This window comes from Paenibacillus apii (assembly GCF_011043685.1).
GTDB classification, from domain to species: domain Bacteria; phylum Bacillota; class Bacilli; order Paenibacillales; family Paenibacillaceae; genus Paenibacillus_AQ; species Paenibacillus_AQ sabinae.
Genome location: NZ_JAAKGU010000008.1, coordinates 14370 through 41211 on the forward strand (window position 1 = coordinate 14370; position 26842 = coordinate 41211).

The 26842-nt window shown below is 54.2% G+C and carries 22 protein-coding genes; 19 read left to right on the forward strand and 3 right to left on the reverse strand.

What is annotated here, in order from left to right; translation table 11 throughout:
- The first annotated feature begins 4 nt into the window (after window positions 1–4).
- From G5B47_RS16615 to hydF, 14 genes are all read left to right on the forward strand, one after another.
- Complete coding sequence (locus tag G5B47_RS16615) at window positions 5–994, forward strand: beta-ketoacyl-ACP synthase III (protein WP_165100241.1); 990 nt, start codon at window positions 5–7, stop codon at window positions 992–994.
- 21 nt (window positions 995–1015) lie between these two features.
- Window positions 1016–1939 carry an ACP S-malonyltransferase gene (gene fabD / locus G5B47_RS16620; protein ID WP_165100244.1) on the forward strand — a complete coding sequence of 308 codons (924 nt, stop codon included), beginning with the start codon at window positions 1016–1018 and terminating at the stop codon, window positions 1937–1939.
- 61 nt (window positions 1940–2000) lie between these two features.
- Window positions 2001–2750, forward strand: a complete 750-nt coding sequence (gene fabG, locus G5B47_RS16625; RefSeq protein WP_025334827.1) for a 3-oxoacyl-[acyl-carrier-protein] reductase — start codon at window positions 2001–2003, stop codon at window positions 2748–2750.
- 122 nt (window positions 2751–2872) lie between these two features.
- Window positions 2873–3106 carry an acyl carrier protein gene (gene acpP, locus G5B47_RS16630; RefSeq protein WP_160036471.1) on the forward strand — a complete coding sequence of 78 codons (234 nt, stop codon included), beginning with the start codon at window positions 2873–2875 and terminating at the stop codon, window positions 3104–3106.
- Between the two features lie 209 nt (window positions 3107–3315).
- Complete coding sequence (gene fabF, locus G5B47_RS16635; protein ID WP_165100247.1) at window positions 3316–4554, forward strand: beta-ketoacyl-ACP synthase II; 1239 nt, start codon at window positions 3316–3318, stop codon at window positions 4552–4554.
- Window positions 4555–4566: 12 nt separating this feature from the next.
- Entirely contained in the window at window positions 4567–5283 is a 717-nt protein-coding gene (rnc, locus tag G5B47_RS16640) for a ribonuclease III (protein WP_165100250.1), read from the forward strand.
- Window positions 5284–5531: 248 nt separating this feature from the next.
- On the forward strand, window positions 5532–5876 hold the full coding sequence (locus G5B47_RS16645; protein WP_165100253.1) for a Na-translocating system protein MpsC family protein: 345 nt from the start codon (window positions 5532–5534) through the stop codon (window positions 5874–5876).
- A gap of 134 nt (window positions 5877–6010) precedes the next feature.
- A complete protein-coding gene (fdhF, locus tag G5B47_RS16650) occupies window positions 6011–8155 on the forward strand; it encodes a formate dehydrogenase subunit alpha (RefSeq protein WP_165100255.1) in 2145 nt (714 codons plus the stop codon).
- Window positions 8152–8826 (forward strand): 4Fe-4S dicluster domain-containing protein, encoded by a 675-nt coding sequence (locus G5B47_RS16655; RefSeq protein ID WP_165100259.1) that lies wholly within the window; start codon window positions 8152–8154, stop codon window positions 8824–8826. The genes fdhF and G5B47_RS16655 overlap by 4 nt, the downstream gene beginning before the upstream one ends.
- Before the next feature lie 35 nt (window positions 8827–8861).
- The gene (locus tag G5B47_RS16660) at window positions 8862–10253 is read left to right on the forward strand and encodes a [FeFe] hydrogenase, group A (RefSeq protein ID WP_165100261.1); all 1392 of its coding nucleotides are present in this window, start codon (window positions 8862–8864) and stop codon (window positions 10251–10253) included.
- Window positions 10254–10255: 2 nt separating this feature from the next.
- Complete coding sequence (locus G5B47_RS16665) at window positions 10256–10840, forward strand: 4Fe-4S dicluster domain-containing protein (RefSeq protein ID WP_165100263.1); 585 nt, start codon at window positions 10256–10258, stop codon at window positions 10838–10840.
- A gap of 48 nt (window positions 10841–10888) precedes the next feature.
- Window positions 10889–11935, forward strand: coding sequence for a GTP 3',8-cyclase MoaA (moaA, locus tag G5B47_RS16670; protein ID WP_328804561.1), 1047 nt, complete (start codon window positions 10889–10891; stop codon window positions 11933–11935).
- Window positions 11936–11943: 8 nt separating this feature from the next.
- The gene (locus tag G5B47_RS16675; protein WP_165100268.1) at window positions 11944–13368 is read left to right on the forward strand and encodes an aspartate ammonia-lyase; all 1425 of its coding nucleotides are present in this window, start codon (window positions 11944–11946) and stop codon (window positions 13366–13368) included.
- 28 nt (window positions 13369–13396) lie between these two features.
- Window positions 13397–14659, forward strand: a complete 1263-nt coding sequence (gene hydF / locus G5B47_RS16680) for a [FeFe] hydrogenase H-cluster maturation GTPase HydF (protein ID WP_165100272.1) — start codon at window positions 13397–13399, stop codon at window positions 14657–14659.
- A gap of 69 nt (window positions 14660–14728) precedes the next feature.
- On the opposite strand, the gene hydG is transcribed toward hydF, so the two are convergent.
- The 3 genes from hydG to fdhD form a co-directional block, all read right to left on the reverse strand.
- Entirely contained in the window at window positions 14729–16144 is a 1416-nt protein-coding gene (hydG, locus tag G5B47_RS16685; RefSeq protein ID WP_328804562.1) for a [FeFe] hydrogenase H-cluster radical SAM maturase HydG, read from the reverse strand.
- Window positions 16141–17214: a [FeFe] hydrogenase H-cluster radical SAM maturase HydE gene (gene hydE / locus G5B47_RS16690; protein WP_235957204.1), complete on the reverse strand. Its 1074-nt coding sequence runs from the start codon at window positions 17212–17214 to the stop codon at window positions 16141–16143. The genes hydG and hydE overlap by 4 nt, the downstream gene beginning before the upstream one ends.
- Before the next feature lie 142 nt (window positions 17215–17356).
- Window positions 17357–18172, reverse strand: coding sequence for a formate dehydrogenase accessory sulfurtransferase FdhD (gene fdhD, locus G5B47_RS16695; protein ID WP_165100278.1), 816 nt, complete (start codon window positions 18170–18172; stop codon window positions 17357–17359).
- Window positions 18173–18390: 218 nt separating this feature from the next.
- Here fdhD and smc point away from each other — a divergent pair, with 218 nt between their 5' ends.
- The 5 genes from smc (at window position 18391) to G5B47_RS16720 (ending at window position 26685) form a co-directional block, all read left to right on the forward strand.
- On the forward strand, window positions 18391–21960 hold the full coding sequence (gene smc, locus G5B47_RS16700; RefSeq protein WP_165100281.1) for a chromosome segregation protein SMC: 3570 nt from the start codon (window positions 18391–18393) through the stop codon (window positions 21958–21960).
- Window positions 21961–22003: 43 nt separating this feature from the next.
- Entirely contained in the window at window positions 22004–23005 is a 1002-nt protein-coding gene (gene ftsY / locus G5B47_RS16705; RefSeq protein WP_165100283.1) for a signal recognition particle-docking protein FtsY, read from the forward strand.
- Window positions 23006–23361: 356 nt separating this feature from the next.
- Window positions 23362–24825: a circularly permuted type 2 ATP-grasp protein gene (locus tag G5B47_RS16710; protein WP_165100286.1), complete on the forward strand. Its 1464-nt coding sequence runs from the start codon at window positions 23362–23364 to the stop codon at window positions 24823–24825.
- Between the two features lie 43 nt (window positions 24826–24868).
- Window positions 24869–25822: an alpha-E domain-containing protein gene (locus G5B47_RS16715; protein ID WP_165100288.1), complete on the forward strand. Its 954-nt coding sequence runs from the start codon at window positions 24869–24871 to the stop codon at window positions 25820–25822.
- A complete protein-coding gene (locus tag G5B47_RS16720) occupies window positions 25819–26685 on the forward strand; it encodes a transglutaminase family protein (protein WP_165100291.1) in 867 nt (288 codons plus the stop codon). The genes G5B47_RS16715 and G5B47_RS16720 overlap by 4 nt, the downstream gene beginning before the upstream one ends.
- The last annotated feature ends 157 nt before the right edge of the window (window positions 26686–26842 follow it).

Below are 26842 nucleotides of genomic sequence, written 5' to 3' on the forward strand. Positions count from 1 at the left end.
CAATATGAAGAGCTTACGGCCGGTCGGTATTATCGGCACCGGTAAATATGTGCCGGAGAGAATATTGACCAACAGCGATTTGGAAAAAATAGTGGAAACGAATGACGAATGGATCGTTAGCCGCACAGGCATCCGGGAGCGCCATATCGCGGCTCCGGAACAGGCGACCTCCGATCTGGCTTACGAGGCAGCGCTCCGTGCGCTTGCATCGGCGGGCATGAAGCCCGAGGATCTGGACCTGATCATTGTCGCAACGATTACGCCTGACACGACATTCCCTTCTACGGCTTGCATTCTGCAGGATAAGCTTGGCGCGAAGGGGGCTGCTGCGTTCGATCTGTCTGCAGCCTGCTCCGGCTTCGTATACAGCCTGGCGACGGCGGTCGGCTTCATTCAGAACGGCATGTACAACAACGCATTGATTATCGGTGCGGACGCGCTGTCCCGGATTACGGACTATACGGACCGCAATACTTGCGTGCTGTTCGGTGACGGCGCGGGAGCGGTTATTGTCGGCGAAGTGCCGGAAGGACGGGGATTCCAGTCCTTCGATCTTGGCGCCGAAGGCGCCGGCGGATCGCTCCTGAAGCTCGAAGGCGGCGGCTCGCGGCTGCCCGCTACGGTGGAAACGGTTGAAGGCAAGAAGCATTTTATCTACATGAACGGGCGGGAAGTGTTCAAGTTCGCAGTTCGGGTTATGGGAACTGCAACGGAGAAGGTATTGAACAAAGCCGGTCTTACGAAAGAAGACATCGATCTGTTCGTGCCGCATCAGGCGAATATCCGGATCATTCAGTCGGCGATGCAGCGTCTGGAGCTTCCGCCGGAGAAGTGTGTTATTAATGTAGATAAATATGCGAACACTTCGGCCGCATCCATCCCGCTTGCCCTTGTGGAAGCGGCGGAAGAGGGCCGGATAAAGGAAGGCGACACCGTTCTGCTGGTCGGCTTCGGCGGCGGCCTGACATGGGGCGCTTCCATCTTGATTTGGTAAGTGAAAGGGAGTTATAGCATAATGGGTAAAATCGCATTCGTATTTCCCGGACAGGGCGCGCAGGCGGTCGGCATGGCGAAGGATGTATTTGATGCCGTGCCCGAGGCCCGCGCGATATTTGAAACAGGCGATGAGGTTCTCGGCTTTCCGCTTAGCCAGCTCGTCTTCGAAGGGCCTGAAAGCGAGCTGAAACAGACCGTCAACACGCAGCCTGCGCTGCTGACCGCAAGCGCAGCCTATCTGGAAGCGCTGAAGGGCAAAGGCCTTGAGCCGGATTACGTGGCTGGGCACAGCCTGGGCGAATACAGCGCGCTGGTTGCAGCCGGAGTCCTGACCTACGAGGACGCCGTCAAGCTCGTGCGTCTGCGCGGCCGGTTTATGGAAGAAGCCGTGCCGGGAGGACAAGGCGCGATGGCGGCCGTACTGGGGGCCGAGCGCGAGGCGCTGGCCGAGCTGTGCCGGAGCATATCGGAGCAGGAAGGCCCGGTAGAGCTGGCGAACGTCAACTGCCCGGGACAAATTGTCGTATCCGGCTCGCAGGCAGGCGTGAACGCAGTCGTTCAGCGAGTGAAGGAAGCGGGCGGCAAGCGGGCAATTCCGCTGGAAGTGAGCGGCCCGTTCCACTCCTCCCTGATGAAGGAGGCGGCAGAGCGTCTGGCGGACGAGCTTGCCAAGATCACGTTCAATGCTCCGTCCGTTCCGGTTGTCGTAAACGTTACTGCTCTTCCCGTTACCGATCCTCAGGAGATCCGCGAGCTGCTGGTACGGCAAGTATATTCGCCGGTGCTGTGGCAGGACTCCGTGGAGCGGCTGATTGCAGATGGCGTGGACACGTTTGTCGAGATTGGTTCCGGAAGCGTGCTGGCCGGACTTATCCGCAAAATTGATAAGAACATCAAAGTGATCAACATCAACAGTCTGGCAAGCATTGAGGCACTTGCCTGACCTGTGAACGGATTTGAACCGCGCAAATAAGTTTTACGGATTATGAAAGGGGACTACTAGGATGTTCTCATCATTGCGGGGCCAGACGGCCCTCGTCACCGGCGGGTCGCGCGGCATCGGCCGCAGCATCGCGCTGGCGCTTGCGGAGTACGGCGTCAAGGTTGCCGTGAACTATTCTGGCAGCGAGGATGCGGCCCGGGAAACCGTGGAACGCATCGCGGAGCTCGGCTCCGAAGGCATCGCCCTCCGGGGGAATGTCGGCAGCGTCGAACAGGCGGAAGCTCTGGTTAAAGAGACCCTTAACGCTTGGGGACGGATCGATATTCTCGTCAACAATGCCGGGATTACACGCGACAATCTGATCATGCGGATGAAAGAAGAAGAGTTCGACCAGGTCATCGAGACGAATCTGAAAGGCGTGTTTAACTGCCTGAAGGCGGCTACCCGCCCGATGATGAAGCAGCGCTATGGCCGGATCATCAACATTTCCTCCGTGGTCGGCGTGACGGGCAATCCCGGGCAGGCGAACTATTCGGCGGCCAAGGCAGGCATTATCGGGCTGACCAAGTCGGCCGCGCGCGAGCTGGCTTCCCGCGGAATTACGGTCAACTGCATTGCCCCTGGCTTTATCGACACCGACATGACCCGGCAGCTGTCCGAGGAAGTACGCGCCGATCTCGCGAAGGGCATTCCGCTGGCCCGCCTCGGGCTGCCGGAAGAAATCGCGTCGGCTGTCCTCTTCCTCTCGTCGGAGGGAGCGGCTTATATGACGGGACAGACCCTTCATGTGGATGGCGGCATGTACATGTAAAGTGATCAGAAGCCCCTTACCGGGGTGCTAAGTACGGGAATGAGCTGCTGTAAAGCGTTTTTTTCGCTCTATGGTATTTTGGATTCATATCTCGTATAATACCAAAAGAGGAGGTGAACCGGATGTCCGATGTATTGGAGCGTGTAAAGCGCATTGTCATCGACCGCTTAGGCGCCGATGAAGCCGAAGTCACACTTGAAGCGTCTTTCAAAGATGATTTGGGAGCTGATTCTCTCGACGTTGTAGAATTGGTGATGGAATTGGAAGATGAATTCGATATGGAAATCTCTGATGAAGATGCAGAGAAAATTACGACCGTGGGTGAAGTTGTAAACTACATACAATCTCATACCTAGAGTCCTTTGCTTAAAGAGTCCCGTACCTGCTTAAGGCGGGACTTCTCCTCATTTTTAGAAGCGACTAAGTCTTGGCGAATGAAAAGCTCGGACACGCGAATTTCCACGGAAAACAACAAACCGCCGCCTTATTCGCGGCGTTTGCGGTATATATAGCAATTAATCAAGAGAGAAATCAAGCTAACAGTTAACAGATGGGGTGAATGCGTTTGAGTCATAGAGTGGTTATTACCGGTATGGGCGTGATGACAGCGCTGGGGAAAGATTTGGAGACGTTCTGGGACAGCCTGATGAACGGCAAGTCCGGCGTATCTACTATCGAAGCTTTCGATGTCAGTGAATATCCGACAAGGATCGCTGCTTCGATTAAAGATTTTGATCCCGACGAGCTGTTCGGCCGCAAGGAAGCCCGCAAAATGGATCGTTTCGTACAATTCGCCCTTGCGGCAGGGCAGAAAGCGCTGAATGACAGCGGTCTCGTGCTTGGCGAGAACATTAATCCCGAGAGAGTGGGCGTATCGGTCGGCTCGGGTATCGGCGGACTTGGCACTTGGGAAGACCAGCATAACCTGCTGCTTGAAAAAGGCCCAAAACGTGTCAGCCCGTTCTTTATCCCGATGATGATCGCCAACATGGGTTCGGGGCAGTTGTCCATCAGCCTTGGAGCGAAAGGCCCTAACACGACGCAGGTTACCGCTTGCGCCACGGGCAGCCACGCCATCGGCGATTCCTTCCGCATGATTCAGCGCGGCGACGCGGACGCCATGATCTGCGGCGGAGCGGAAGCGACGATCCGTCCGACAGGCGTGGCCGGTTTCTGTGCGATGAGAGCGATGTCCACACGCAATGATGAACCTGAGAAGGCAAGCCGTCCGTTCGACACGGACAGAGACGGATTTGTCATGGGCGAAGGTGCCGGCATTCTGGTGCTGGAATCGCTGGAACATGCGCTTGAGCGAGGCGCCCGGATCTACGCCGAAGTCATCGGTTATGGCCTGAGCGGCGACGCGCACCATATGACTGAGCCCGATCCGGATGGAGCAGCCCGCTGCATGAAGATGGCGATCCGCGACGCAGGCATTCAGCCGGATGAAATCGATTATATTAACGCTCACGGCACCTCGACTCCCGTAGGGGACAAGTCTGAGACGGCGGCCATCAAGAAGGCGCTGGGCGACCATGCGTACAAGGTGGCGGTCAGCTCCACGAAATCGATGACAGGCCATCTGCTCGGAGCGGCCGGTGGCGTTGAGGCGATCATTTGCGGACTTTCCCTGCAAAACGGCATGATCGCTCCGACGATCAATCTGGATAACCAGGACCCCGAGTGCGATCTGGACTACGTTCCGAATACGCCGCGCAAAGCGGATCTGAACATCGCTATGTCCAACTCATTTGGATTTGGAGGACATAACGCAACCGTTATTTTGAAAAAATACAATCAGTAAGGAGACCGTGCGATGAATGGGGACCTGAAGCAATTACAAAGTCAACTTCATATTCAATTCCACGATTCTCAGCTGCTGAAGCAGGCTTTTACCCATGCGTCCTATGTCAATGAACACCGCTTCAATCAGCACCAGGACAATGAGCGTCTTGAATTTCTGGGCGACGCCGTTCTGGAGCTGACGGTTTCCGAATATTTGTACAATCTGCTTCCGGATCGGCCGGAAGGCGAATTAACCAAGCTGCGGGCCGCAATCGTCTGCGAGCCCTCGCTGGTCAAGTTCGCCGAGAACCTCGGCTTTGGCCGCTATGTGCTGCTCGGCAAAGGCGAAGAGCTGACAGGAGGACGTACGCGGCCGGCGCTGCTGGCGGATGTGTTCGAGTCCTTCATCGGAGCGCTTTTTTTGGATCAGGGTTTGGAGACGGTGCGCCAGTTTCTGGCTGAGTATGTGCTCCCTTTGGTGGAGACGGACGGCAAGCTGCTGCTAGGAGTTAACGACTTCAAGACGGAACTGCAGGAATTGATTCAGCATCATGGGATGGGCACCCTGGAATATCGGATTATTGAGGAACGGGGACCGGCTCATGAACGTGAATTCGTGTCCGAAGTGAGCATGTCCGGCCGTACCCTGGGAAGGGGAAGCGGGCGCTCGAAGAAGGAGGCAGAGCAGCAGGCTGCTGCAGCTGCGCTATTGCGTCTGAAAGAAGACGGTTCTGAGAAATTGGGCTAATTGAACAAGCAGGTTATACGAAACGCAGCAGAGCAGCAAAGCTCTGAATTCATCGTAGTGATGGAACTCAGACCTTTGCTGCTCTTTTTTATTTTCTGGTGATCATGTCGAAAATTCTTGCTAAACAATTGAAAATGGATGGATTTGTGTTAATTTGTGTATTGACAAGAAATTTGGAAAAGTCTAACATGAACATGTAATAAATGAAATAAAATACCATATCTAAATGATACTGCTGAGGTGTTTGGATGTCTGAATTCGAATACCAGGAGAAGATCAGAAGGCTTGTAGTCAAGATTGTCAAGCATTATCGAGGCAAAGGTCCGGAGAATGTGAAGGTTAAGCTGGAGAGCAGCCAATTAATCACGATTGAGATTAGAGGGGTTCTCTCGAGCCTGTCGGAGATTTTGGTAAAGGAAGGCGCTGTCGATCTCGTTGCGGAATATTGGAAAGTGCTAAAGCCTTATTTGGAAAAAGAATTTATGGCCGAAATGATAGAGACGCTTGGCAGCCGGTTTACGTATACATGGCAGATTTACGAGCTTTGTCCAAGCGGCCGGGCAATTATGATTCAACTGAATAAATCGGTTTGATTAAAGAGAAAGAGCGTATGCTTCTTCGCTTTTTAATAAGCCAGTACACGGTGTATGTTCTGAATATACTTTGTATTGGCTTATTTTTTATTGTATAAATTGTGCAAAAAATCACATGAAGAGGTGGTTAACTAATGGCGAACAAAGTTCTGACGGTATGCCCATACTGCGGAAGCGGTTGTCAGATGCATTTGCTGGTTGAGGATGGGAAGGTTGTGGGAGCCGAGCCTGCTGACGGGAGAACGAATGAAGGGAACCTGTGCCTGAAGGGCCATTATGGCTGGGATTTTCTGAATGATCCGCAGATTCTGACCGCGCGCCTTCGTAAGCCGATGATTCGTAAAGAAGGGGTTTTACGTGAAGTTTCCTGGGAGGAGGCCATCCAATTTACAGCAGAGAAGCTTACGGCTATAAAGGAAAAATATGGACCGGATGCGATCATGGGCACGGGTTCGGCCAGAGGACCGGGGAATGAAGCCAACTATGTGATGCAGAAATTTATGCGGGCGGTGGTCGGCACCAACAATATTGACCACTGTGCCAGAGTATGCCATGGGCCTTCTGTGGCGGGGCTGACCTATTCGCTCGGCGATGGGGCCATGTCGAATTCGATTCCGGAAATCGAGGATACGGATCTGCTCTTTATTTTTGGCTATAATGCAGCCGTTACACATCCCATTGTAGCCAGAAGAATCGTCAAGGCGAAGCAGAAAGGCGCTGCGATTATCGTGTCCGATCCACGGAAGACCGAATCGGCCAGAATTGCGGATACCTGGCTCCCTCTCAAAGGGGGAACGAACATGGCGCTTGTAAATGCTTTTGGCAATGTGCTCATCGAAGAAGAGCTGTATGACAAGGATTATGTAGCCAATTATGTCGAAGGGTTTGAAGAATATAAGGCCGGTGTGCAAAAGTATACGCCGGAATATGCCGAAAGCATCACCGGTGTAAAAGCACAGGAGATCCGCAAGGTGATGCGGCAGTACGCCAAAGCGAATAAAGCGATGATTCTGTATGGCATGGGAGTGTGCCAATTCGCTCAAGCGGTGGATGTTGTCAAAGGACTCGCTTCGCTGGCGCTGCTGACCGGTCACTTCGGCAGACCCGGAGTCGGCATTGGACCGGTCCGCGGGCAGAACAATGTACAGGGCTCATGCGATATGGGGGCGCTGCCTAATGTATATCCGGGTTACCAGTCGGTCACCGATCCCAAAATCCGCAAAAAATTCGAGAAGGCCTGGGGCGTGACACTGCCGGATAATATCGGTTATCGCCTGACGGAAATTCCCCATCTGGTACTGAAGGAAGACAAGGTGAAGGCTTATTACATCTTTGGCGAAGACCCGGTGCAGAGTGATCCGAACGCGGCTGAAGTAAGAGAGACACTGGAGAAGATGGAGTTTGTCATTGTACAGGATATTTTCATGAACAAGACGGCGCTGCATGCGGATGTCATCCTGCCCGCCACCTCCTGGGGCGAACATGATGGGGTATATTCATCAGCCGACCGCGGATTTCAGCGGATTCGAAAAGCGATCGATCCACCGGGGGATGTGAAGCCGGACTGGCAGATCATCAGCGAGATTGCCACGGCGATGGGTTACCCGATGTCTTACCGCAATACCGAGGAGATTTGGGACGAGATGAGAGCACTCTGTCCGACATTTGCGGGAGCAAGCTATAAGAAGATGGAGGAGCAGGGCGGCGTTCAGTGGCCGTGCCCGTCCGAAGAACATCCGGGCACGCCGTATTTGTACGAAGGCAATCGTTTTTCAACGCCTAACGGCAAAGGACAGCTGTTTGCCGCGGAATGGCGGGCCCCGCTGGAGCAGCCGGATCAGGAGTATCCGTTAACGCTGTCGACCGTCCGTGAAGTCGGACATTATTCCGTTCGCACCATGACCGGGAACTGCCGTGCCCTCAGCCAACTGTCCGACGAGCCGGGCAATATTCAAGTCAGTCCCGGGGATGCCGCCAGCCTTGGGATAAAAGACGGGGAACTCGTTAGTATTATTTCCCGGCGGGGGAGAGTGGTGGCCAGGGCGCAAGTCAGCGAACGGGTCAAGCAAGGCGCGACCTATATGACCTATCATTTCTGGATTGGCTCTTGCAACGAGCTGACCGGCGATGCTTTGGACCCTGTCTCCAAGACGCCGGAATACAAATATTGCGCGATTCGCCTGGAGAGAATTCCAGATCAGCTTCGTGCCGAGCAGCAGGTGCAGCAGCAGTATGATTCGCTCAGAAAGCAAATGCACGTAGGAGCGGGTCAGGCATGAAGAATGAACGGACAAATTCGTTCGTCATTGCCGAAGCCAGTAAATGCATAGGCTGCAAAGCGTGCGAACTGGCCTGCTTCGCGGTGCATAACCAGGATCACGGGGTGGCCGGAGCGGTTGGTACGGTGACCACGCCGGTCCTTCCACGGCTGTATGTCATCCGGACAGACAGCTTCACCATGCCGCTTCAGTGCCGGCACTGCGAGAATGCGCCGTGCGCAGGCGTGTGTCCGGTGCAGGCGATCCGGCAGGAGGATGGCGCGATTCTGATCGATGAGGATCGATGTATAGGCTGCAAAGGCTGCGCCATGGTATGTCCGTTTGGCGCGATCAGCCTGTACAAGGCGTACACCGGCGGTCAGGAGTTGAAGCAGCCTTTCTTAAGGGAACAGCAGAACGGTGGTTTGGATAGGAAAGCGAGAGTCGTCGCTTATAAATGTGATTTATGCCGCAATATCGCGGTTCCCGGAACAACAACGGTGTCCGGAGAAATGGCAGCGTCAAACGCGGGATATTCTACAGGCAGCCACGCCGGAGACGGAGGCGGTCCGGTTCCGGCTTGCGTCTCCGTCTGTCCGGAACAGGCGCTGACGCTGGTCAGTCCGGAACGTGAGACCTCACGCTCACGGGCGGCTGAAAGCCTGAGCTGCTTAAGCAGGCTGAAATTATGACGAACCTTATTTCAGAAAAGAAAGGTATATCTGTAATGCCAAACCTCGATCCGATTATTCATATTGACGAGCAGCTGTGCACCGGCTGCAGACGGTGCGCGGCGGTCTGCCCGGTGGATGCCATTACCGGGGAAGCGGGCGCTCCGCAGAGTATTGACGCGCACCGCTGTGTCGTTTGCGGGCAATGTGTTCAGATATGCTCCGCTTATGCCGCGGATAGCGAACCTTCCGCAGCTTCCCGCACGGAGAAGCTGCGACAACGAGAGCAGCTTTCGAGCGTGCGCGAACCTTTATTCGCCGCTTATTCGATCGGACATGCACCGGAGCTTAAGAAAGCGCTGGCCGATCCGAAATTGTATAAAGTCGTGCAATGCGCTCCGGTTATCCGCGTATCGCTTGCCGAGGAATTCGGCCTGCCGTTCGGCACCCTGACGCCTGGCAAGATGGCGGCTGCGTTAAGACAGCTGAATTTTGACCGGGTGTATGATACGAACTTCGGCGCTGACGTCACGATTATGGAAGAGGGCAGCGAATTGATAAGCAGAGTCATGTCCGGCGAGCGGCTTCCCATGTTCACATCCTGCTGTCCGGCCTGGGTCAAGCATGCGGAGACGGCCGCGCCGCAGTTATTGGAACATCTGTCGAGCTGCAAGTCGCCGATGCAAATGGTGGGAGCCCTGGTCAAGACCTACAGCGCCGAATTGGATGGAGTCGATCCTGTTGATATCTTCAGCGTGGCAGTCATGCCGTGTACCTGTAAGAAGTTTGAAGCCGGCAGGGAAGAGATGAATGTCGACGGGCTTCGGGAAGTCGATCTTGTCATTACAACGAGGGAGCTCGCCCAATTAATCAAGGACAAGGGCATTGATTTTCTTAATCTCCCCGACGAACCGTTTGACTCGCCGCTAGGTAAATATTCGGGGGCGGGGACGATTTTTGGGGCAACCGGAGGGGTCATGGAAGCGGCGATCCGAACAGGGTATGAACTAGTAATGCATGAGTCCATTCCGAATCTCCAGCTTGATTTTATCAGAGGAGATGAAGGAATCCGTACGGCAACGGTTCAGATCGGTGATTTGGAGCTTAGAGTCGCCATGGTCGCGGGGCTCAAGTACGTCTCGACCATTTTGAAGCAAGCCGCCGAAGGGACCTGCCCTTACCATTTTGTCGAAGTGATGGCCTGTCCAGAAGGATGCGTCAGCGGCGGCGGACAGCCGAAGCTTCTGCTGGAAACGCAGCGGAAGGCCGCTTATCAGGCCAGGAAGAGCTCGATTTACCGTCATGATTCCAACCAAAAGGTCCGCAAGTCGCATGAGAACCCGGCCATTATTAAATTATATAAAGATTTTTTAGGTGAGCCATTGGGCCACGTCTCCCATCATTTGCTCCACACCAAGTTTATATCAAGAAGTGCCAAGGAGGAGTAGACATGAACAGTTTCGTACTTGCCGATCCGGATAAATGTATAGGTTGCCATACTTGCGAAGCGGCCTGTGTCGTTGCGCATTCGGGAAACCGTCTGTTTGAGCAGGAAGAAAGCGAGATCGCTTTTTACCCGCGTCTCACCGTCATTGAAACGGACGAGGTTACCGCTCCGGTCCAGTGCCGGCATTGTGAGGATGCGCCTTGTGCCAATGTGTGCCCGAACGGCTCGATTTTGAACAAGGACAATGCGATTTTTATTAACCAGGATACGTGTATCGGCTGTAAAACCTGTATGCTGGCCTGCCCGTACGGGGCTATTACGATGGTAACCGCATACCAGGAAGGCCGAAAACAGCGGCAATCCGGGCTGCGGAAAATTATAGAGGGCACATGGAGTCCAAAGGAAAGAATTGTTGCCAATAAATGCGATCTGTGTGAAGAAAGCGGCAATGGGCCGGAATGTGTACGTGTGTGCCCGACAAGTGCCCTGCGGTTCATTGTCCCCGGTGAAATTGATGAATCGATTGCCCGGAAAAGAGCGGCCAGCGCTCAGCTTCTGCAGCAGTTTGGCGGCTTGTCCGGCTATTAGACCCAAACTGCATGCAATCATATACAGTCAGAAAAAATAGAAAGCAAGGTGAATTCTTTGTCCGATCATCTGGTTGACTCCTTTGGCCGTGTGCACAATTATGTGCGAATTTCCGTTACGGAACGCTGCAATCTGGGCTGCCAATATTGCAGGCCGGGCAAAACGGCCGGATATCCTTTCAAGAAGGACCTGCTCACCTTTGACGAGATCGCTGCCATCGTAAGTGTGCTCGCGGAGATGGGGGTCACCAAGGTGAGAATTACCGGGGGAGAGCCGCTCCTCCGGCCCCATCTTGAAGACCTTGTGGACAGATTGAGCGCCATTCCTGGCATCAGCCGCGTTGGCCTGACCACAAACGGCATGCTGCTGGCGACCAAGGCTGAGGCGCTCTTCCGGGCGGGACTGACCGACATGAACATCAGTCTGGATTCCCTGCTCCCGGATCGGTACGCCATGATTACACGCGGGGGTGATTTGTCCCGGGTAATCAAAGCGATAGAGGCCTGCTTTAAGGCCGGATTCAAAATGCTCAAGCTTAATGTTGTACTCATGCAGGGAGTCAATGATGACGAGATCGAATCGTTTTTGCGGCTGACCCTGGATTATCCGCTGCAAATCCGCTTCATCGAATATATGCCGATCGGCAAGCAGGCAGATGCATGGAAAGCGGGATATATGCCACTGGATGGCATAATGGCGCAGTGCGCGGAGAAAGGCTGGAACGCAAGGCGTGTTGAGCCTGCCGATCGTCTGTCAGGCTCGTCTTTTTGCGGTACGACGGATGACTCGGGGCCGGCCAAGTATTACCGGATTTCCGGAGCTGCCGGAGAATTCGGTCTGATTAATCCGGTCAGCGATCATTTCTGCATGGCCTGCAACCGGCTGCGCATTACGGCGAACGGCTCCGTCAAGCCCTGCCTTTACTGGAACGATGAGTGGGATCTGAAACCGTATATCGGCAATGACGAACTGCTTAGACAAGCAATCCGGCGTTCGCTTGAAGCCAAGCCCCAGCGCCATGAGATGATTGTTCAGCCGGGCCACAAGCCTGCCCAGCCTACGATGATGCGTCAAATGTCACAGATCGGCGGGTGATCTTTAAGATGGTTGATGAATCCAGCTTCCGTATGGAGAAGGACTCGCTTGGCCATGCCTCCGTTCCCAAAGATGCCTATTACGGGATTCATACCGTACGCGCCCGGGACAATTTTGCGGTCAGCGGATGCCCGGCTCATAGGCGGCTCATGCAGGCGATGGTGTTAGTCAAGAAGGCCGCGGCCAAAGTAAACGGACAACAAGGGGCTATTCCGGAATCCGTAGCTGAAGCGATTCAGCTGTCATGCGATGATATTTTGGCGGGTATGCTGGACGATCATTTTATTGTAGATGCCTATCAGGGCGGAGCGGGAACAAGCACTAACATGAATGTAAATGAGATGATTGCCAACCGGGCCATCGAGCGATTAGGCGGAATGAAGGGGGACTACCAGCTGGTCCATCCCATTGATCATGTCAATCTCTATCAGTCCACGAACGACGTATATCCGACCGCGCTGCGCATCGCTGTCATTCCGCTGCTGCGTCTCTTGAGTGACGAGTTGTCTTCTCTTCAGGAATCGCTGCAGGAGAAGGAGCGGCAATTTGCCGATGTGCTAAGACTGGGCCGGACGCAGCTGATGGATGCGCTGCCGATCTTGGCCGGGCAGAGCTTCGGCGCTTACGCCAAGGCGGTAGCCCGCGACCGGTGGCGGCTGTATAAAGCGGAGGAGCGGTTGAGGGAGATCAACCTTGGCGGTACGGCTGTCGGAACGGGGATGAACGCCCCGCTAAAATATGCTTACGCTGTTGCGGAGGAGCTGCGTGAAATGACCGTCCTCGGCTTATGCCGAAGCGATTTCCCCATGGATGCGACGCAGAATATGGATGTGTTCGTAGAGACTTCGGGTCTGCTCAAAGCGGCTGCGGTGAATCTGCTGAAAATATCGGGCGATTTCCGGCTGCTGGGTTCCGGACCGCAGGGCGGAATTGGCGAATATTTGCTGCCCGCCGTGCAGGTAGGTTCCTCCATCATGCCCGGCAAGGTCAACCCGGTTATCGCCGAGATGGCCGGGTCCGTAGCGATGCGGGTGATCGCCAACGATACGGCGGTAACGCTGGCGGCGGCAAGCGGGCAGCTTGAGCTTAATGCGTTCACGCCCTTGATCGCCGAGGCGCTGCTGGAATCGTTGGAGCTGCTAAGCCGTGCCGTGCCGCAATTTAAAGAGCGGTGCGTTGAAGGGCTGACGCTTGACACCGCCCGATGCGGGGAAAATCTTGACCGCTCGGGAGTGATGGCTGCAGCAGCTGCAGCTTATCTTGGCTACGACACCGCGGCGGAGCTGGCCAGAGAAGCGGCGGCCGCGGGGCTGCCGCTTGAACAGGCTGTGCGGCAGAGCGGCCTGATGACGGAGGAGCAAGTCGAAGCGATCCTTCATCCGCTGGAAGTGACCAAGCCGGGGATTCCCGGAAGCGGTAGTGGTATCTATTGAGGGAAGGGAAAGCGAAGGAGAGTACTTTATGAGCTTGAACGGTACACCAAGAGGAGAACGATTGCATATTGCCGTGTTTGGGCGGCGAAATGCGGGGAAATCAAGCGTGATCAATGCGCTTGGCGGACAGGAGACCTCGATTGTCTCCCCGGTGAGTGGTACGACAACCGATCCGGTCTATCAGCCAATGGAGCTTCTGCCGGTCGGTCCGGTGGTCCTTATTGATACAGCCGGTCTGGATGACGTTGGCGATTTGGGACAGCAGCGTATACACCAAACGATGCGCATACTAAACAAAACCGATTTGGCGCTGCTAGTTGTGGATGCAGCCTGTGGAACCGGCGAATTTGAGCAGGAGCTGCTGCGGACGATTTCCGACAGAGGGATTCCGGCGATAGTGGTATTAAACAAAATCGATCTGCTTCACGTTCAGGGAGATGAAAGTGAGGTCGGCGCGGCTGGGTTACAAGCCGAAGCCGCGCTCGGCTGTAAGCCGGTTCCAATAAGTGCCGCCACCGGCTATGGAATCGGCGAATTAAAGAGGTTGATTGTCGCCTCCCTGCCAAAGGAAGAAGATAAGTTCCGGATTGTCGGCGATCTGTTAAATCCCGGCGATCTTGCGGTTCTTGTCGTCCCGATCGACAAAGCGGCGCCCAAAGGCCGGCTGATCCTGCCTCAGCAGCAGACGATACGCGACATCATGGAATGCGATGCGGTAGCTGTTGTGACCAAGGAGCAGGAGCTTGGGCATACGTTGGCTTCACTCGGGCGCAAGCCGAAAGTGGTGATTACAGATTCGCAGGCGTTCCTGAAAGCGCAGGCCGACACACCGAAGGATGTGTGGCTCACCTCCTTCTCTATTTTGTTCGCGCGCTATAAAGGCGATCTTCCCCGGCTTGTTCGCGGGGTACAGGCGATCAGCCGCCTGAATGACGGCGACAGGGTGCTGATTGCAGAGGCTTGTACGCATCATCGGCAGTCCGACGATATCGCCACCGTCAAAATTCCCCGCTGGCTCCGGGAGATTACAGGCAGGCGGCTGCAGATCGAGCATGCCGCCGGAAGTGATTTTCCAGAGGGGCTTAGCCAGTACTCCCTCATTATTCATTGCGGAGCCTGCATCCTGAACCGCAGAGCAATGCTGCATCGAATAGAGGAAGCCGCCGCCGTGGGGGTCCCAATTGTCAATTATGGCGTGTTTATTGCGTATGTCCATGGGGTATTCCCAAGGGCGATTGAAATGTTCCCGTCCGCGATGCTGGCATGGGAAGACGAGCTGAGTTTCGGTTAATAACAACACCCGGTTCCTTTTTCAAGGTTCCGGGTATTTTTGTGAATATATGTTCAATTATGATTGTTATCAGAATCGAAGGTCCCGCTCGCCCGAACGGATGCGTGCAAGCTGCTTTATCGTGGCTCTCTTAACGGATTCCTTGGGGATGCGCTCCAGATTCTCGCGAATGGTCTGCTCCCCGATGGCACGCATTTCCTCGTCGGCGTAATCCAGCAGGTATTCCTGAAAGGTCATCAAGGAATTCGGCTGGCATACATTGTGGATATTCCCTGATTTGGCCAACTGCATAAAGCGGTCTCCCGTCCGACCTTCGCGGTAGCAGGCGGTGCAATAACTGGGAACATAGCCGTCTTGACACAGACTTTTGATAATTTCCATGGGAGAACGGTGATCACCGACAGTGAACTGCGGCTTATCGTCCTTGTCTTTATTGACGCTATACGCGCCAACGCCGGTGGCTGAGCCTGCGCTGATCTGTGATATACCCAGCCTAATGATCCGGTCGCGGAATTCCGGGTCTTCACGGGTGGACAGGATCATCCCCGTATAAGGTACGGCCACCCTCAGTACGGCGACAATCTTCGCAAAATCACTGTCGCTTACAAGATAGGGGTAATTGTCCAGATTCACGTTCTCCGCTTCCCGGAGACGAGGGACAGAGATTGTATGCGGTCCGCAGCCGAATGTCCGCTCCAAATGCTCGGCGTGCTGCAGCATGGCAATGGTCTCATATTTATAATCGTAGAGTCCGTACAGGACGCCGATGCCGACATCATCGATCCCGGCTTTCATTGCCCGGTCCATGGCGGTCGTGTGCCAGTCGTAATCGCTTTTTGGCCCTTGCGGATGGTATTTGTCGTAGCTGGGCCGGTGATACGTCTCCTGGAATAAAATATACGTTCCGATCCCGGCATCGGCCAGTTTGAGGTAATCATCCACGGTCGTGGCGGCTATATTGATGTTAACCCGCCGGATACTGCCATTGTCCAGCTTGGTCTCGTATATGGTCCGGATACATTCCAGAATGTAGTCGATGGAACAGTGGTTAGCGTCTTCCCCCGCTTCAAGGACAAGCCGTTTATGCCCAAGGGACTGAAGAGCCTTGACTTCCTGGGCAATTTCATCTTGAGTGAGACGGCTGCGCTCAAACTCGGAGTTGGAATGCTTGTATCCGCAGTAGACGCAGTTATTGACACAATAGTTGCTGACATAGAGGGGGGCGAACAGCACGATCCGGTTGCCGTAAATCCGTTCCTTGATTTCCCGGGATACCTGATACAGCCGCTCCAGCGTTTCTTCATCATTCACATGCAGCAGCACCGCGGCTTCGCGAGAAGTCAGGCCTTTGCACATTCTTGCTTTGTCCAGGATTGCGGTTATGAGCTTGCTGTCGTTAACCGCTGTCTCCCCGTACTGCAGCGCACCCTTGATTTCCTCATCTTGAATAAAATCCGCCGGACGGCGCTCATTTACTCGGTTCACGAACATCCACTTCTTTCTGAGTTCATTTTAATCTGAGGACGTGACAGCCAGTTCAGACTGTCTCCGCGGCCCATATCAACTCGAAATCCGGCAGTCTCGATCCGCTGCTCCAGGCAGAACCGGCACTGCGCCGATTCGTCTCCCGTGCATATTTTATTGTCGTATAACGTATATTTCGGACGCACGGACAGAGGCGACAAATTGGGCATGACGACATTTGCACCCGCCTGCAGTGCGAGCTCTCGTCCGTATGGATGGGCGGTTCCCATCGCAGTCGTAGCCGGAATCAGGGCGTCCGGCACGAATAGCCGCGCAAGAGCAATCATATCCAGTGTGGCTTCCAGCGTTCCGGCCGGCTCGTCCTTTAAAGGCGTCGCTTGGTGCGGCAAAAAAGGCCCGATGCCAATCATGTCCGGATTAAGCTCCTTGAGGTACAGTAAATCCTCGGCCAAGTCTTGAGACGTCTGCCCGGGCAATCCGACCATAAACCCGGCACCGACTTGATAGCCGATCGTTTTCAAAGCCCGTAAGCGGTCCAGCCGATTCTCAAAGGTCATGGTCGGATGCAGCGCTTCATACAACCTTCGGGAAGCCGTCTCATGCCGGAGCAAAAAACGCTCGGCACCCGCTTCAAATAACCGGGTATACGTCTCGTCATCACGTTCGCCGATCGAAAGCGTCACCGCCGTATCCGGCCAGCTCCGCTTGATATCGGCAGTAAGTCTCGCCAGCTTGTCCGCCGTATACCAATCGTCCTCGCCGCTCTGCAGAACGAAGGTGCGATAGCCCAAGTCGTATCCTTCCCGGCAGCAGTCCATAATTTCTTCGAGCTGCAGACGGTAACGGGAGGCCGATTTGTTAGCGGAGCGAATTCCGCAATACAGGCAGTTTTGTTTGCATATATTGGAGAATTCAATCAGACCTCGCAAATAGACCTTCGTACCGTAACGTTCCGTCCGTTTCCTGTGGGCTAAAGTCCGCAGCCACCTTCGGGAAGCCGGGCCAAGATTTTCGAGCAGCAGGATAATTTCCTCGGAATCCAACGATTCTTGTGCATATAAACGATCCAATAATTGATCCAGTAAATGATCCGTTGTACATCCCTCCCCAAGATGAACAGGTGAACCTTTCCTGCAAGCACAAACATGTAAATAATGTAACAAAAGTAAAAAATGAAGAACTATGAGCTTTCTGCTTGAAATCGGAGTTTGTTCAATTGCTGTTCAGAAGAGCACAATCGCTGATCCGCTCCGGTCGTGTATACACGTTGCATGAGTCCTGCCGGATGAAGCCGACGGTCGTAATCCCGAGCTGTTCAGCTAGTTCAAGGGCCAGCGCCGTCGGGGCGGATTTGGACAAAATGATCTCGCAGCCGATTTTGGCGACCTTCAGCAGAATTTCCGATGAAATCCGGCCGCTGAACACGATGATTTTGTCATTCAGGTTCATCGCATGTCTTAGGCAGTGGCCGTAAATTTTATCGAGGGCATTATGCCGGCCGATATCGCTGCGGGCGAGCAGCACCCCGTCGGTATCGCAAATCGCGGCAGAGTGGACCCCGCCCGTCCGGTGAAACAGCTCAGAACCGGTCTGCACTTCTTCCATCAGGCGAAAACAATCTTTAAACGATAAAGAGACATGAACACCGTCCATCATCTTGGCCGTCCTTGCGTCGTTAACAAACACGAAGCCATGACGCCCTCCGCCGCAGCAGGAATTGACATAACGCTTGGCATACAGCTGGCGGTGAAGCTCATTCCAGCGGTCAGTGGATACGTGTACGTACCCTTCTTCTTCCTGAGTCCACATTTCCTTGATGTCCTGAATTCCCCGGATAATGCCTTCCGACGCCAAATAGCCGACCGCCATGTCCTCAATGTGCTCGGGTGTGCAAACCAGAGTCACGAATTCTTCACCGTTGATCTTGAGTGTGACCGGATGCTCTGTCACGATGAGATCCGGTTCCCTGGTGATTCGGCCTTGCCGGTAGCGAATAATGTGTCCTTGCTGTTCAGGTCCACGCTTCATCTCCATCACCCTTATTAATGAAAGATTTGAAATATAGAAAAAAACTTAAATAGTAAAAAATAGAAATGAGAACAGCTTTACTACATCACGAATTGCAATATCTGTCAATTTTATATTTCACAATCCAGCTATCTTCCAACATCCTGCTCTTCATGGCAACGTTCTCTTTGTGGGTATGGAACGCTATGGTATAATGGGGCGGAGGTGACTGGCAACGTATGTTTTTGAAACGGATTGAATTAGCTGGCTTTAAATCATTTGCCGACAAAACGGAGATGGAGTTCGTGCGGGGCATTACGGCTGTCGTCGGACCCAACGGAAGCGGCAAGAGCAACATTTCCGACGGCATCCGCTGGGTGCTCGGTGAACAAAGCGCCAAATCGCTCCGCGGCGGCAAGATGGAGGATATTATTTTTGCCGGAAGCGATGCCCGCAAGGCGGTCAATTATGGCGAAGTGTCGCTGACGCTGGACAACGAAGATCATGCCCTGCCGCTCGACTTCAGCGAAGTGACGGTAACGCGGCGGGTCCATCGCAGCGGCGACAGCGAGTATATGATCAATAAGCAGGCGTGCCGCCTGAAGGATATTACGGAGCTGTTCATGGACACCGGCATCGGCCGCGAGGCGTACTCCATTATTGGACAGGGGCGGATTGAGGAAATTCTCAGCACCCGGTCCGAGGATCGGCGGGGGATCTTCGAAGAGGCGTCGGGAATCGTTAAATATAAGTCGCGGAAAAAGGATGCGGGGCGGAAGCTCGATGAGACGGAACAGAATCTGCTGCGTATCCACGACTTGATCAGCGAGCTGGAGGATCAGATTGGTCCGCTGAAGGAGCAGTCCGAGAAAGCAACCCGTTACAAGGAACTGAAAGAGCAGCTGAAGCAGCTGGAAATATCCGTCTACGTCCATCAGATCGAGGGGATTCATGAGGCGTGGAAGGATGGCAACGCCAAGCTGGAGATTTTGCGGGACGAGCAGCTTCAATTGTCGACGGTCGTCACGGCCCATGACGCCAAGCTTGAAGGCGGACGAGCCGCGCTCCGTCAGCTGGAGGAGAAGATCGAGAAGCTTCAGGAGCAGCTACTGCGGTACAGCGAAGCTTTCGAGAAGAGCGAAGGGTACGGTGAACTGCTGAAAGAACGCAGACGGCATCTGGAAAAAAACAGGGAGCAGCTGCTTCAGGCCATCGGCTCGGTCGGAGAGCGTTCGGAAGACCGGTTGCGCGAGCTGAGCGCTCTGGAGAAGACATTGGAACAGACACGACTCCGCCTTGCCGAGCTGCGAAACCAGCTGAAGGAAGAAGAAGCAAGGCTGTCGGGTGTTACGGACGGGCTCAGCCAGAGCAAAGAGGAGAGCTTGAAGAGCACGCTGCTGGAGCTTATGAACAAAATGGCCCAGGCGCGCAACGAAATCCGCTATGCCGACCAGCAGAAGGAAAATCTGGAGCGGCGGATGAACCGCAGCGAGGAAGAGAGCGGAAAATGGACGGCGCGGAATGAGGAGCTTCTGCGGGAGCAGGGCAAGCTGAAGAGCGCCATCGAGGCGCTGGGCAATGAGCTTGGAAAGCTGCGGAAGGACTATATCACCGAGAGCGAACAGACGGTGGCAAGGCAGAAGCTGCTGGATGAAGCCCACACAGGGCTTCGCAAGTGGGAGCAGAAGCGGGAAGCCCAGGTCTCCAGGCATGAGACGATGAAGGAAATGCAGGACGACTTCGACGGCTTCATGCTCGGCGTCAAGGAAGTGCTCAAAGGCGCGCGCAAGGGCCAGCTCAGCGGCGTCCACGGCGCGGTGGCCGAGCTGATCTCCGTGCCCGAGAAGCTGGAGACGGCCGTCGAAACCGCCCTGGGCGCTTCGCTGCAGCATATCGTGATGGAGAACGAGGCTGTGTCGCGCCAGGCGATTTCTTTTCTGAAGCAGCGGCAGCTTGGACGGGCTACGTTCCTTCCGCTTGATGTCATCCGGCCGCGGCAGATTACCGGCAGCGACCGCGGAATGATTGTGGGAGCAGACGGATTCGTCGGCATCGGCTCCGAGCTGGTCGGCTTTGACGATAAGTATGCCAGTATTGTCGGCAGTCTGCTCGGGAATGTCGTGATCGCGGAAAATCTGGAGCAGGCGAACCGAATCGCCGCCAGATGCCAGTATCGCTACCGCGTCGTTACCCTGGAGGGCGATGTCGTCAATGCGGGCGGGTCGATGACCGGCGGCAGCCAGCACAAGAAGAATGTCAATCTGCTGGGACGCAAGCGCCAGCTCGATCAGCTGAAGGAAGAAATCGGCGAAACCGAGCGCCAGATCGACAAGCTCAAAGCCGGCATCTCCCGGCTGCGAAAGGAGCAGGAAGATTCCAATGACAAGCTGGAGAAGCTTCGTCTTGGAGGCGACGAGAAGCGGCTGGAGGAGCAGCGGCTTGCCGGCGATCTGAGACAGCTGGAGCAGGAGCTCCGCCACGTGCAGGAGCAGGTGGAGAGCGCAGGAGCGGAGCGAAGCGGGTTCGCTGATGAAGCGAAGCAACTGGAGAAGCTAAGAGAGCAGGCGGCAGCCGAGCTGGCTTCGCTCGAAGCGGAGGAGAAAGCCGCGCATGAAGCGATCCGGAATGCTGAATCGCTCCGCAAGGCGAGCGAAACCGAGAAGGAAGAGCTCCAAAGCAAGCTGACCGGAATGAAGGTTGCTGAGGGCAAGCTGGATCAGGAAATTTTCTCCTTGGAGGAACAGCTGCGGAGGCTGAAGGCCGACGCCGGTTCCCAGGATAAGGAGCTGCGGCAGAACCGCAGCCTGCTGACAACGATCGAGCAGGATTTGAATACGAATGCCGAGGAAGCCGTCAAGCAGCAGGAAGATTTGAACACCTACCGTCTCAAGAAGGAAGAGGCGGCAGAGAATCTTGACTACGCAAGGGCGGAACGGACGTCGCTGACCCGAAAGCTGGAGCTGGAGGAAGGCGAAACGAAGGAACAGCGTCAGGCGCTGAAAGCGGTGGAAGACCGTTTGCGGGCGACTGAGGTGTCCGTCGGCCGTCTGGACGTCGAGCTGGACAATATTTTGCGGAAACTGAGCGATGATTACGAGCTGAGCTACGAGCTGGCCAAGCAGCGCTATTCCGTGCCGGAGGACGTCCCTGCTGCGCAGGCCGAGGTCCAGAAGCTTAGACGGAGCATTTCTGCGCTTGGCGAAGTGAATCTCGGAGCCGTGGACGAGTATCAGCGGATACATGAACGCTATACGTTCCTCAGCGAGCAGAAGGACGACCTCGTTGAAGCGAAGACCACGCTGTACCAGGTGATCCGCGAGATGGAGGATGAAATGTCCAAGCGGTTCAAGCAGACATTCGATGCCATCCGCAGGGAATTCGGCACGGTGTTCACCAAGCTGTTCGGCGGCGGCCGGGCCGACCTGATGCTGCTGGACCCGGACAATCTGCTGGATACGGGCATTGACATCGTCGCCCAGCCTCCGGGCAAGAAGCTGCAAAATCTGCAGCTGCTTTCGGGCGGCGAGCGGGCACTTACCGCAATGGCGCTGCTGTTCGCGATCCTGCAGGTGAAGCCTGTCCCGTTCTGCGTACTGGACGAGGTGGAGGCGGCGCTGGACGAAGCGAATGTGGTCCGGTTCGCCCAATATTTGCGCGAATTCTCGGAGCAGACCCAGTTTATCGTGGTGACCCACCGCAAAGGAACGATGGAAGAGGCCGATGTGCTCTACGGGGTCACGATGGAAGAGGGCGGCGTATCGAAACTTGTTTCCGTGCGGCTTGAAGATGAGGAAGCGGAGATCGCTTAAATTTGGCGTTTAGCCATTTTACATGACGAACGGAGGAAGAAGATTGAGCTTTTTCAGGAAATTGAAGGAAAGCATTGCCGGCAAAACGGAAAGTGTGACGAAGCAGTTCCGGGAAGGTCTGGAGAAGACCCGCAAAGGGTTCGTGGAGAAAGTATCCGACCTGATGATCCGCCGGAAAAAAATCGACGAAGAGTTCTACGAAGAGCTGGAAGAAATTCTGATCGGGGCCGACGTTGGCGTGAATACGGTCATGACCCTCGTCGACGAGCTGCGGACCGAGGTCAAGAAGCAGCGCATCGAGAACGCGGCCGAGCTTCAGCCGATTCTCTCCCGCAAGCTGATGGAGCTGCTGCGCGGCGACGACGATGTAAGGCTGAATGAGAATCCGGACGGCATTACGGTCATTCTGTTCGTTGGCGTCAACGGCGTCGGCAAGACGACGACAATTGGTAAGCTGGCGCACCGCTACAAGCAGGAGGGCAAAAAAGTGCTGCTCGCGGCAGGCGATACATTCCGTGCGGGAGCCATCGAGCAGCTTGAAGTATGGGGCCAGCGGGCAGGCGTGGATGTCATCAAACAGAGCGCCGGCTCCGACCCGGCGGCGGTCATGTTTGACGCGGTTCATGCCGCCCAGCAGCGCGGCGTTGATGTGCTGATCTGCGATACGGCGGGACGGCTGCAGAACAAGAGCAATCTGATGGAAGAGCTGGCCAAAATATTCCGGGTCATCCAGCGCGAGATTCCAGGCGCGCCGCATGAGGTGCTGATGGTGCTCGATGCGACGACAGGGCAGAATGCGCTTGCGCAAGCGAAGCTGTTCGGCGAGAAGAGCGGAGTGACGGGCCTTGTCCTAACGAAGCTGGACGGAACGGCCAAAGGCGGTATTGTCGTTGCCATCCGCCAGGAATTGAACCTTCCGGTGAAGCTGGTCGGACTCGGCGAGAAAATGGAGGATCTCCAGCCGTTCGATTCCGAACAATTCGTGCACGCTCTGTTCGCGGGAGCGATTATCGAAGAGAAGGAAGACGCGAACCCGGAAGGCTGACTTTTTTCTTAAATTAGATCAACATCTATGAGCGCTGGCATCTGCCGGCGCTTTTTTAATGCTTGAAGTTCACAGTTATAATATTACAACATATGAAAAATTCATAATAGCCCCCCCTAACCTCTCTTGCGTTCATTTAATCCAGAATTCAGTCAAATATGCTCAATCCAGAAGAAGGAAACCGCATACAAACTAGCATAAAATGGAAGTCTATCAAATCCGTTGTTATATATATTGACATGAATAAGCGTGTTTACGTATTATGAAAGTGTGATTGAATTATTTTATGGATTTTGGATTATTTATAAGTATGGTTTGTCAAAAAACATTACATTTTTGTGAAAGGAGTCGGGCTTATGTCCAAACTTGATCCACTGCCCGGTCTGTCTCCGTATCCGCTGCATCACTTTTACGATGAAATGTTCGAAGGTGAACGCAGCGTCCGCCCTCATTACAAGCATGTCAACCACATGTTTACCGGAATGAGTCCCGAGGAGCTGCAGGCCAAACAGCATTTAATGCAGCGGCGAATGATGGAGGAGGGCATAACCTTTACTCTGTACAACCCGGCTCAGGACCATCCTATGGAACGAACCATCCCCTTTGATATGATCCCGAGAATTATCGCCAAGGACGAGTGGGAGAAGCTCGAAGCGGGGATTATCCAGCGCGTAACGGCGCTGAACCTGTTCATCCATGATATTTATCATGAACAATATATTGTAAAAGACGGCATAGTTCCCCGTAAAATGGTCATCTCCAACTGCTATTTTCGACCGGAAATGACAGGTCTGCGCGTTCCCGGCGGCGCCTATATTACGACATCAGGAATTGATCTGATCCGGCACCACGACGGAAACTATTATGTGCTGGAGGACAATCTCCGCACACCTTCCGGTTTTTCTTACCTATTTAAAGGAAGATCCCTGATGAACCAGCTCTTCCCCGAGCTGTCTTTCTCAAGCTCCATCCGGGACGTCGAGCACAGCATCAACCGATTCCTGTCTGTGCTTCGCAGCCTTTCCCCTTCGCGCACGCCCGATCCGGTAATTGCTCTTCTGACTCCGGGCGAATACAATTCAGCCTATTACGAGCACGCCTTTCTGGCCCAGCAAATGGGAGTTCATCTAGTGGAAGGCCGCGATTTGGTCATTCAGGACCATAAACTGTATTTAAGAGAAATGAACGGACTCAAGCGCGTGGACGTATTGTACCGCCGACTAGACGACGACTATATCGATCCGCTTGCCTTCGATCCCAACTCGCTGCTTGGGGTGGCGGGGCTTATGAACGCTTACCGCGCAGGCAATGTGGCCATTGCCAACGCTCCGGGAACCGGCGTCGCAGACGATAAGGCCATGTACGTATATGTGCCGGAAATGATCCGGTATTATTTGAAAGAGGAACCGATTCTGAATAACGTTCCAACCTATCTGCTGTCCAAACCGGACGAACGGCAGCATGTGCTGGATCATCTCGAAGAAATGGTTGTTAAAGAAACCTCGTTGTCAGGCGGTTACGGCATGCTGATCGGAAGCGAGGCGAGCAGGAAAGAGCGGGAGGATTTCCGGCTCAAAATTCTGGCCGAACCGGAACGCTATATCGCGCAGCCGATTATGTCTCTTTCGAGAGCGCCGATTTTGTCCGAAGGCCAGATGGTCCCCCGGCACATTGATTTGAGAGCTTTTGTTCTGATGGGCGCGGATCGCAAGCCGCATGTCATTCCGGGAGGACTGACGCGCGTGGCCATGAAGGAAGGCTCGCTCGTTGTGAATTCCTCTCAAGGTGGCGGAGTCAAGGATACCTGGGTCATGTCCTAGAAAAATAGATCGCATCAATACGAGGACGAGGGAGTGACGGTACATGTTGAACCGCAACGCGGAATCATTATTTTGGATCGGCCGTTATATGGAAAGAGCAGAGAATCATGCAAGACTGATTGACGTGCATTATCATATTCAGCAGGAAGAAGATTTTCTGGAAGATGGACATAAGTGGTCCAGACTGATCGATGCGCTTGGAGCCAGAAATGAATATTTGCAGCAATTTGAAAGCTTTTGTGAACCGGATGTTCTGTCATTCATAACACTGGATCTTGGGAATGCCAATTCTTTGTACTCCTGCGTGCATCACGCGCGCAACAATCTTCGTACCCTGCGCCAGCAGCTTCCGAGCGAGCTGTGGGATATCGCCAACAGCTTTAACCTTTGGCTCGGCGAACGGTCTGTTGCGGATATTATGAAGAGCCCGCATCAGTTCTACCAGCAGATTAAAGAGCGGGCGGAGACGTTCCTCGGAGCCGAGGAGTCAGTAATGCTGCGGGGCAATGAATGGCGGTTTATCGAAAGCGGCCGCTTTCTGGAACGGGCGGAGAATACCGTGCGCATTCTGCAATCGGTGACCTCTTCCTGCGAGGGCAAGGAACCGTCTGCGGTGTATACGCAGCTTCAAGCCGTGTTGAAATCGGTCAGCGGATACCAGGCGTTCCGCAAGTTTTTCGCAGATGCGGTGTCCCCGGAATGCATTCTGGAATTTTTGATTACCAACATCTCGTTTCCGCGTTCCATCCGGTATTCCGCCCATCAGCTCGAGGAGCACTTGGCGAATATCGAAATTGATTTTAGCGACCGGGGCGAAGGGTATGAGCGAGTCATCCGTCAGGCGGGCAAGATCCGGGCGGAGCTTGACTATATGGAGAAGGAAGATATAGCCGGGCATGTGGTGGACCAGGTGCTGGGGTCGCTGAAGTCATCCTGCCAGAAGCTGGGGAGAACGATGGAGGGTGCTTTTTTTCGGCAAGAAGGGGTTAAAATATGAAAATTCAAATCAATCATACGACCCGGTATACTTATCCGGAGCCCGTGACGGACAGTGTCAATGAAATCCGGCTCACTCCGCGAACCAATTACAGGCAGTCCTGTTATCATCATGAGGTGGAAATTTTTCCGCCGGCGAATTTACTTACTTACGAAGATTTCTTCGGAAACCGGGTCCACGCTTATTCGGTGAACAAACCTCATACCGAGATGGTCATTCATACCCGCGCAACAGTCGTAACGGAAGACCGGGCCCAACGCCGTGATCTACCGAAGCTGGATCTGGAAGATCAGGTCAGACGAATGAAGGAAGAGGAATTTCAGAACCGTTATATTGAGTTTATTCTGCCGACCCGCTATACGGAGGTAACACCGGAGCTGATGGAATTTGCCTCCCAGCATCCTTTTGACGAAGCGGAGGATTTATACGAATGGACCAAGAGGCTCTCATCCACCATTTATGAGCAGTTCACCTACGATCCGGAAGCGACAAGCGTCAACACTACGGTCAAAAAAGCGTTAAAGCTCAAACGCGGCGTCTGCCAGGATTATGCCCATCTTATGATCGCGGTCTGCCGCAGCGTCGGGCTTCCATCGAGATATGTGAGCGGATATCATTTTGTGGGTGATCTTCAGGGCGGCAACGCCGATTTTGAACAGGCTTCCCATGCCTGGGTGGAGACGCATATCCCGGGAAGCGGCTGGCTCGGCTTCGATCCGACCAACAATGTGGAAGTGAATTGGCGTTACGTGAAGCTGGGACATGGACGAGATTATAAAGATATTGTTCCGGTCAAAGGGGTGTACCGCGGAGTTGCGGGCAATCTTGAAGTCACAGTGGATGTTCGCTTATTGGACAAGTAATCAGGTTTACACGGCGCTTAAGCGCGCTGCCAGAGTTTTTACGGCTGCTTTCGGTTTTTAACCGAAGGCGGCCGTTTTGTTTTGTCTTTTTTGGTTAAAATAGTAAGATAGTCTTCCTTTATCTGAGGCAACGAGCGAACCTTTTTGGATTGAAATG

What these genes read in the sequence shown, in the direction of transcription:
- G5B47_RS16615 (WP_165100241.1), top strand. Translation starts at nt 5, where the DNA reads ATGAAGAGCTTACGGCCGGTCGGTATTATCGGCACCGGTAAATATGTG.
- fabD (WP_165100244.1), top strand. Translation starts at nt 1,016, where the DNA reads ATGGGTAAAATCGCATTCGTATTTCCCGGACAGGGCGCGCAGGCGGTC.
- fabG (WP_025334827.1), top strand. Translation starts at nt 2,001, where the DNA reads ATGTTCTCATCATTGCGGGGCCAGACGGCCCTCGTCACCGGCGGGTCG.
- acpP (WP_160036471.1), top strand. Translation starts at nt 2,873, where the DNA reads ATGTCCGATGTATTGGAGCGTGTAAAGCGCATTGTCATCGACCGCTTA.
- rnc (WP_165100250.1), top strand. Translation starts at nt 4,567, where the DNA reads ATGAATGGGGACCTGAAGCAATTACAAAGTCAACTTCATATTCAATTC.
- G5B47_RS16645 (WP_165100253.1), top strand. Translation starts at nt 5,532, where the DNA reads ATGTCTGAATTCGAATACCAGGAGAAGATCAGAAGGCTTGTAGTCAAG.
- fdhF (WP_165100255.1), top strand. Translation starts at nt 6,011, where the DNA reads ATGGCGAACAAAGTTCTGACGGTATGCCCATACTGCGGAAGCGGTTGT.
- G5B47_RS16655 (WP_165100259.1), top strand. Translation starts at nt 8,152, where the DNA reads ATGAAGAATGAACGGACAAATTCGTTCGTCATTGCCGAAGCCAGTAAA.
- G5B47_RS16660 (WP_165100261.1), top strand. Translation starts at nt 8,862, where the DNA reads ATGCCAAACCTCGATCCGATTATTCATATTGACGAGCAGCTGTGCACC.
- G5B47_RS16665 (WP_165100263.1), top strand. Translation starts at nt 10,256, where the DNA reads ATGAACAGTTTCGTACTTGCCGATCCGGATAAATGTATAGGTTGCCAT.
- G5B47_RS16675 (WP_165100268.1), top strand. Translation starts at nt 11,944, where the DNA reads ATGGTTGATGAATCCAGCTTCCGTATGGAGAAGGACTCGCTTGGCCAT.
- hydF (WP_165100272.1), top strand. Translation starts at nt 13,397, where the DNA reads ATGAGCTTGAACGGTACACCAAGAGGAGAACGATTGCATATTGCCGTG.
- fdhD (WP_165100278.1), bottom strand. Translation starts at nt 18,172, where the DNA reads ATGAAGCGTGGACCTGAACAGCAAGGACACATTATTCGCTACCGGCAA.
- smc (WP_165100281.1), top strand. Translation starts at nt 18,391, where the DNA reads ATGTTTTTGAAACGGATTGAATTAGCTGGCTTTAAATCATTTGCCGAC.
- G5B47_RS16710 (WP_165100286.1), top strand. Translation starts at nt 23,362, where the DNA reads ATGTCCAAACTTGATCCACTGCCCGGTCTGTCTCCGTATCCGCTGCAT.
- G5B47_RS16715 (WP_165100288.1), top strand. Translation starts at nt 24,869, where the DNA reads ATGTTGAACCGCAACGCGGAATCATTATTTTGGATCGGCCGTTATATG.
- G5B47_RS16720 (WP_165100291.1), top strand. Translation starts at nt 25,819, where the DNA reads ATGAAAATTCAAATCAATCATACGACCCGGTATACTTATCCGGAGCCC.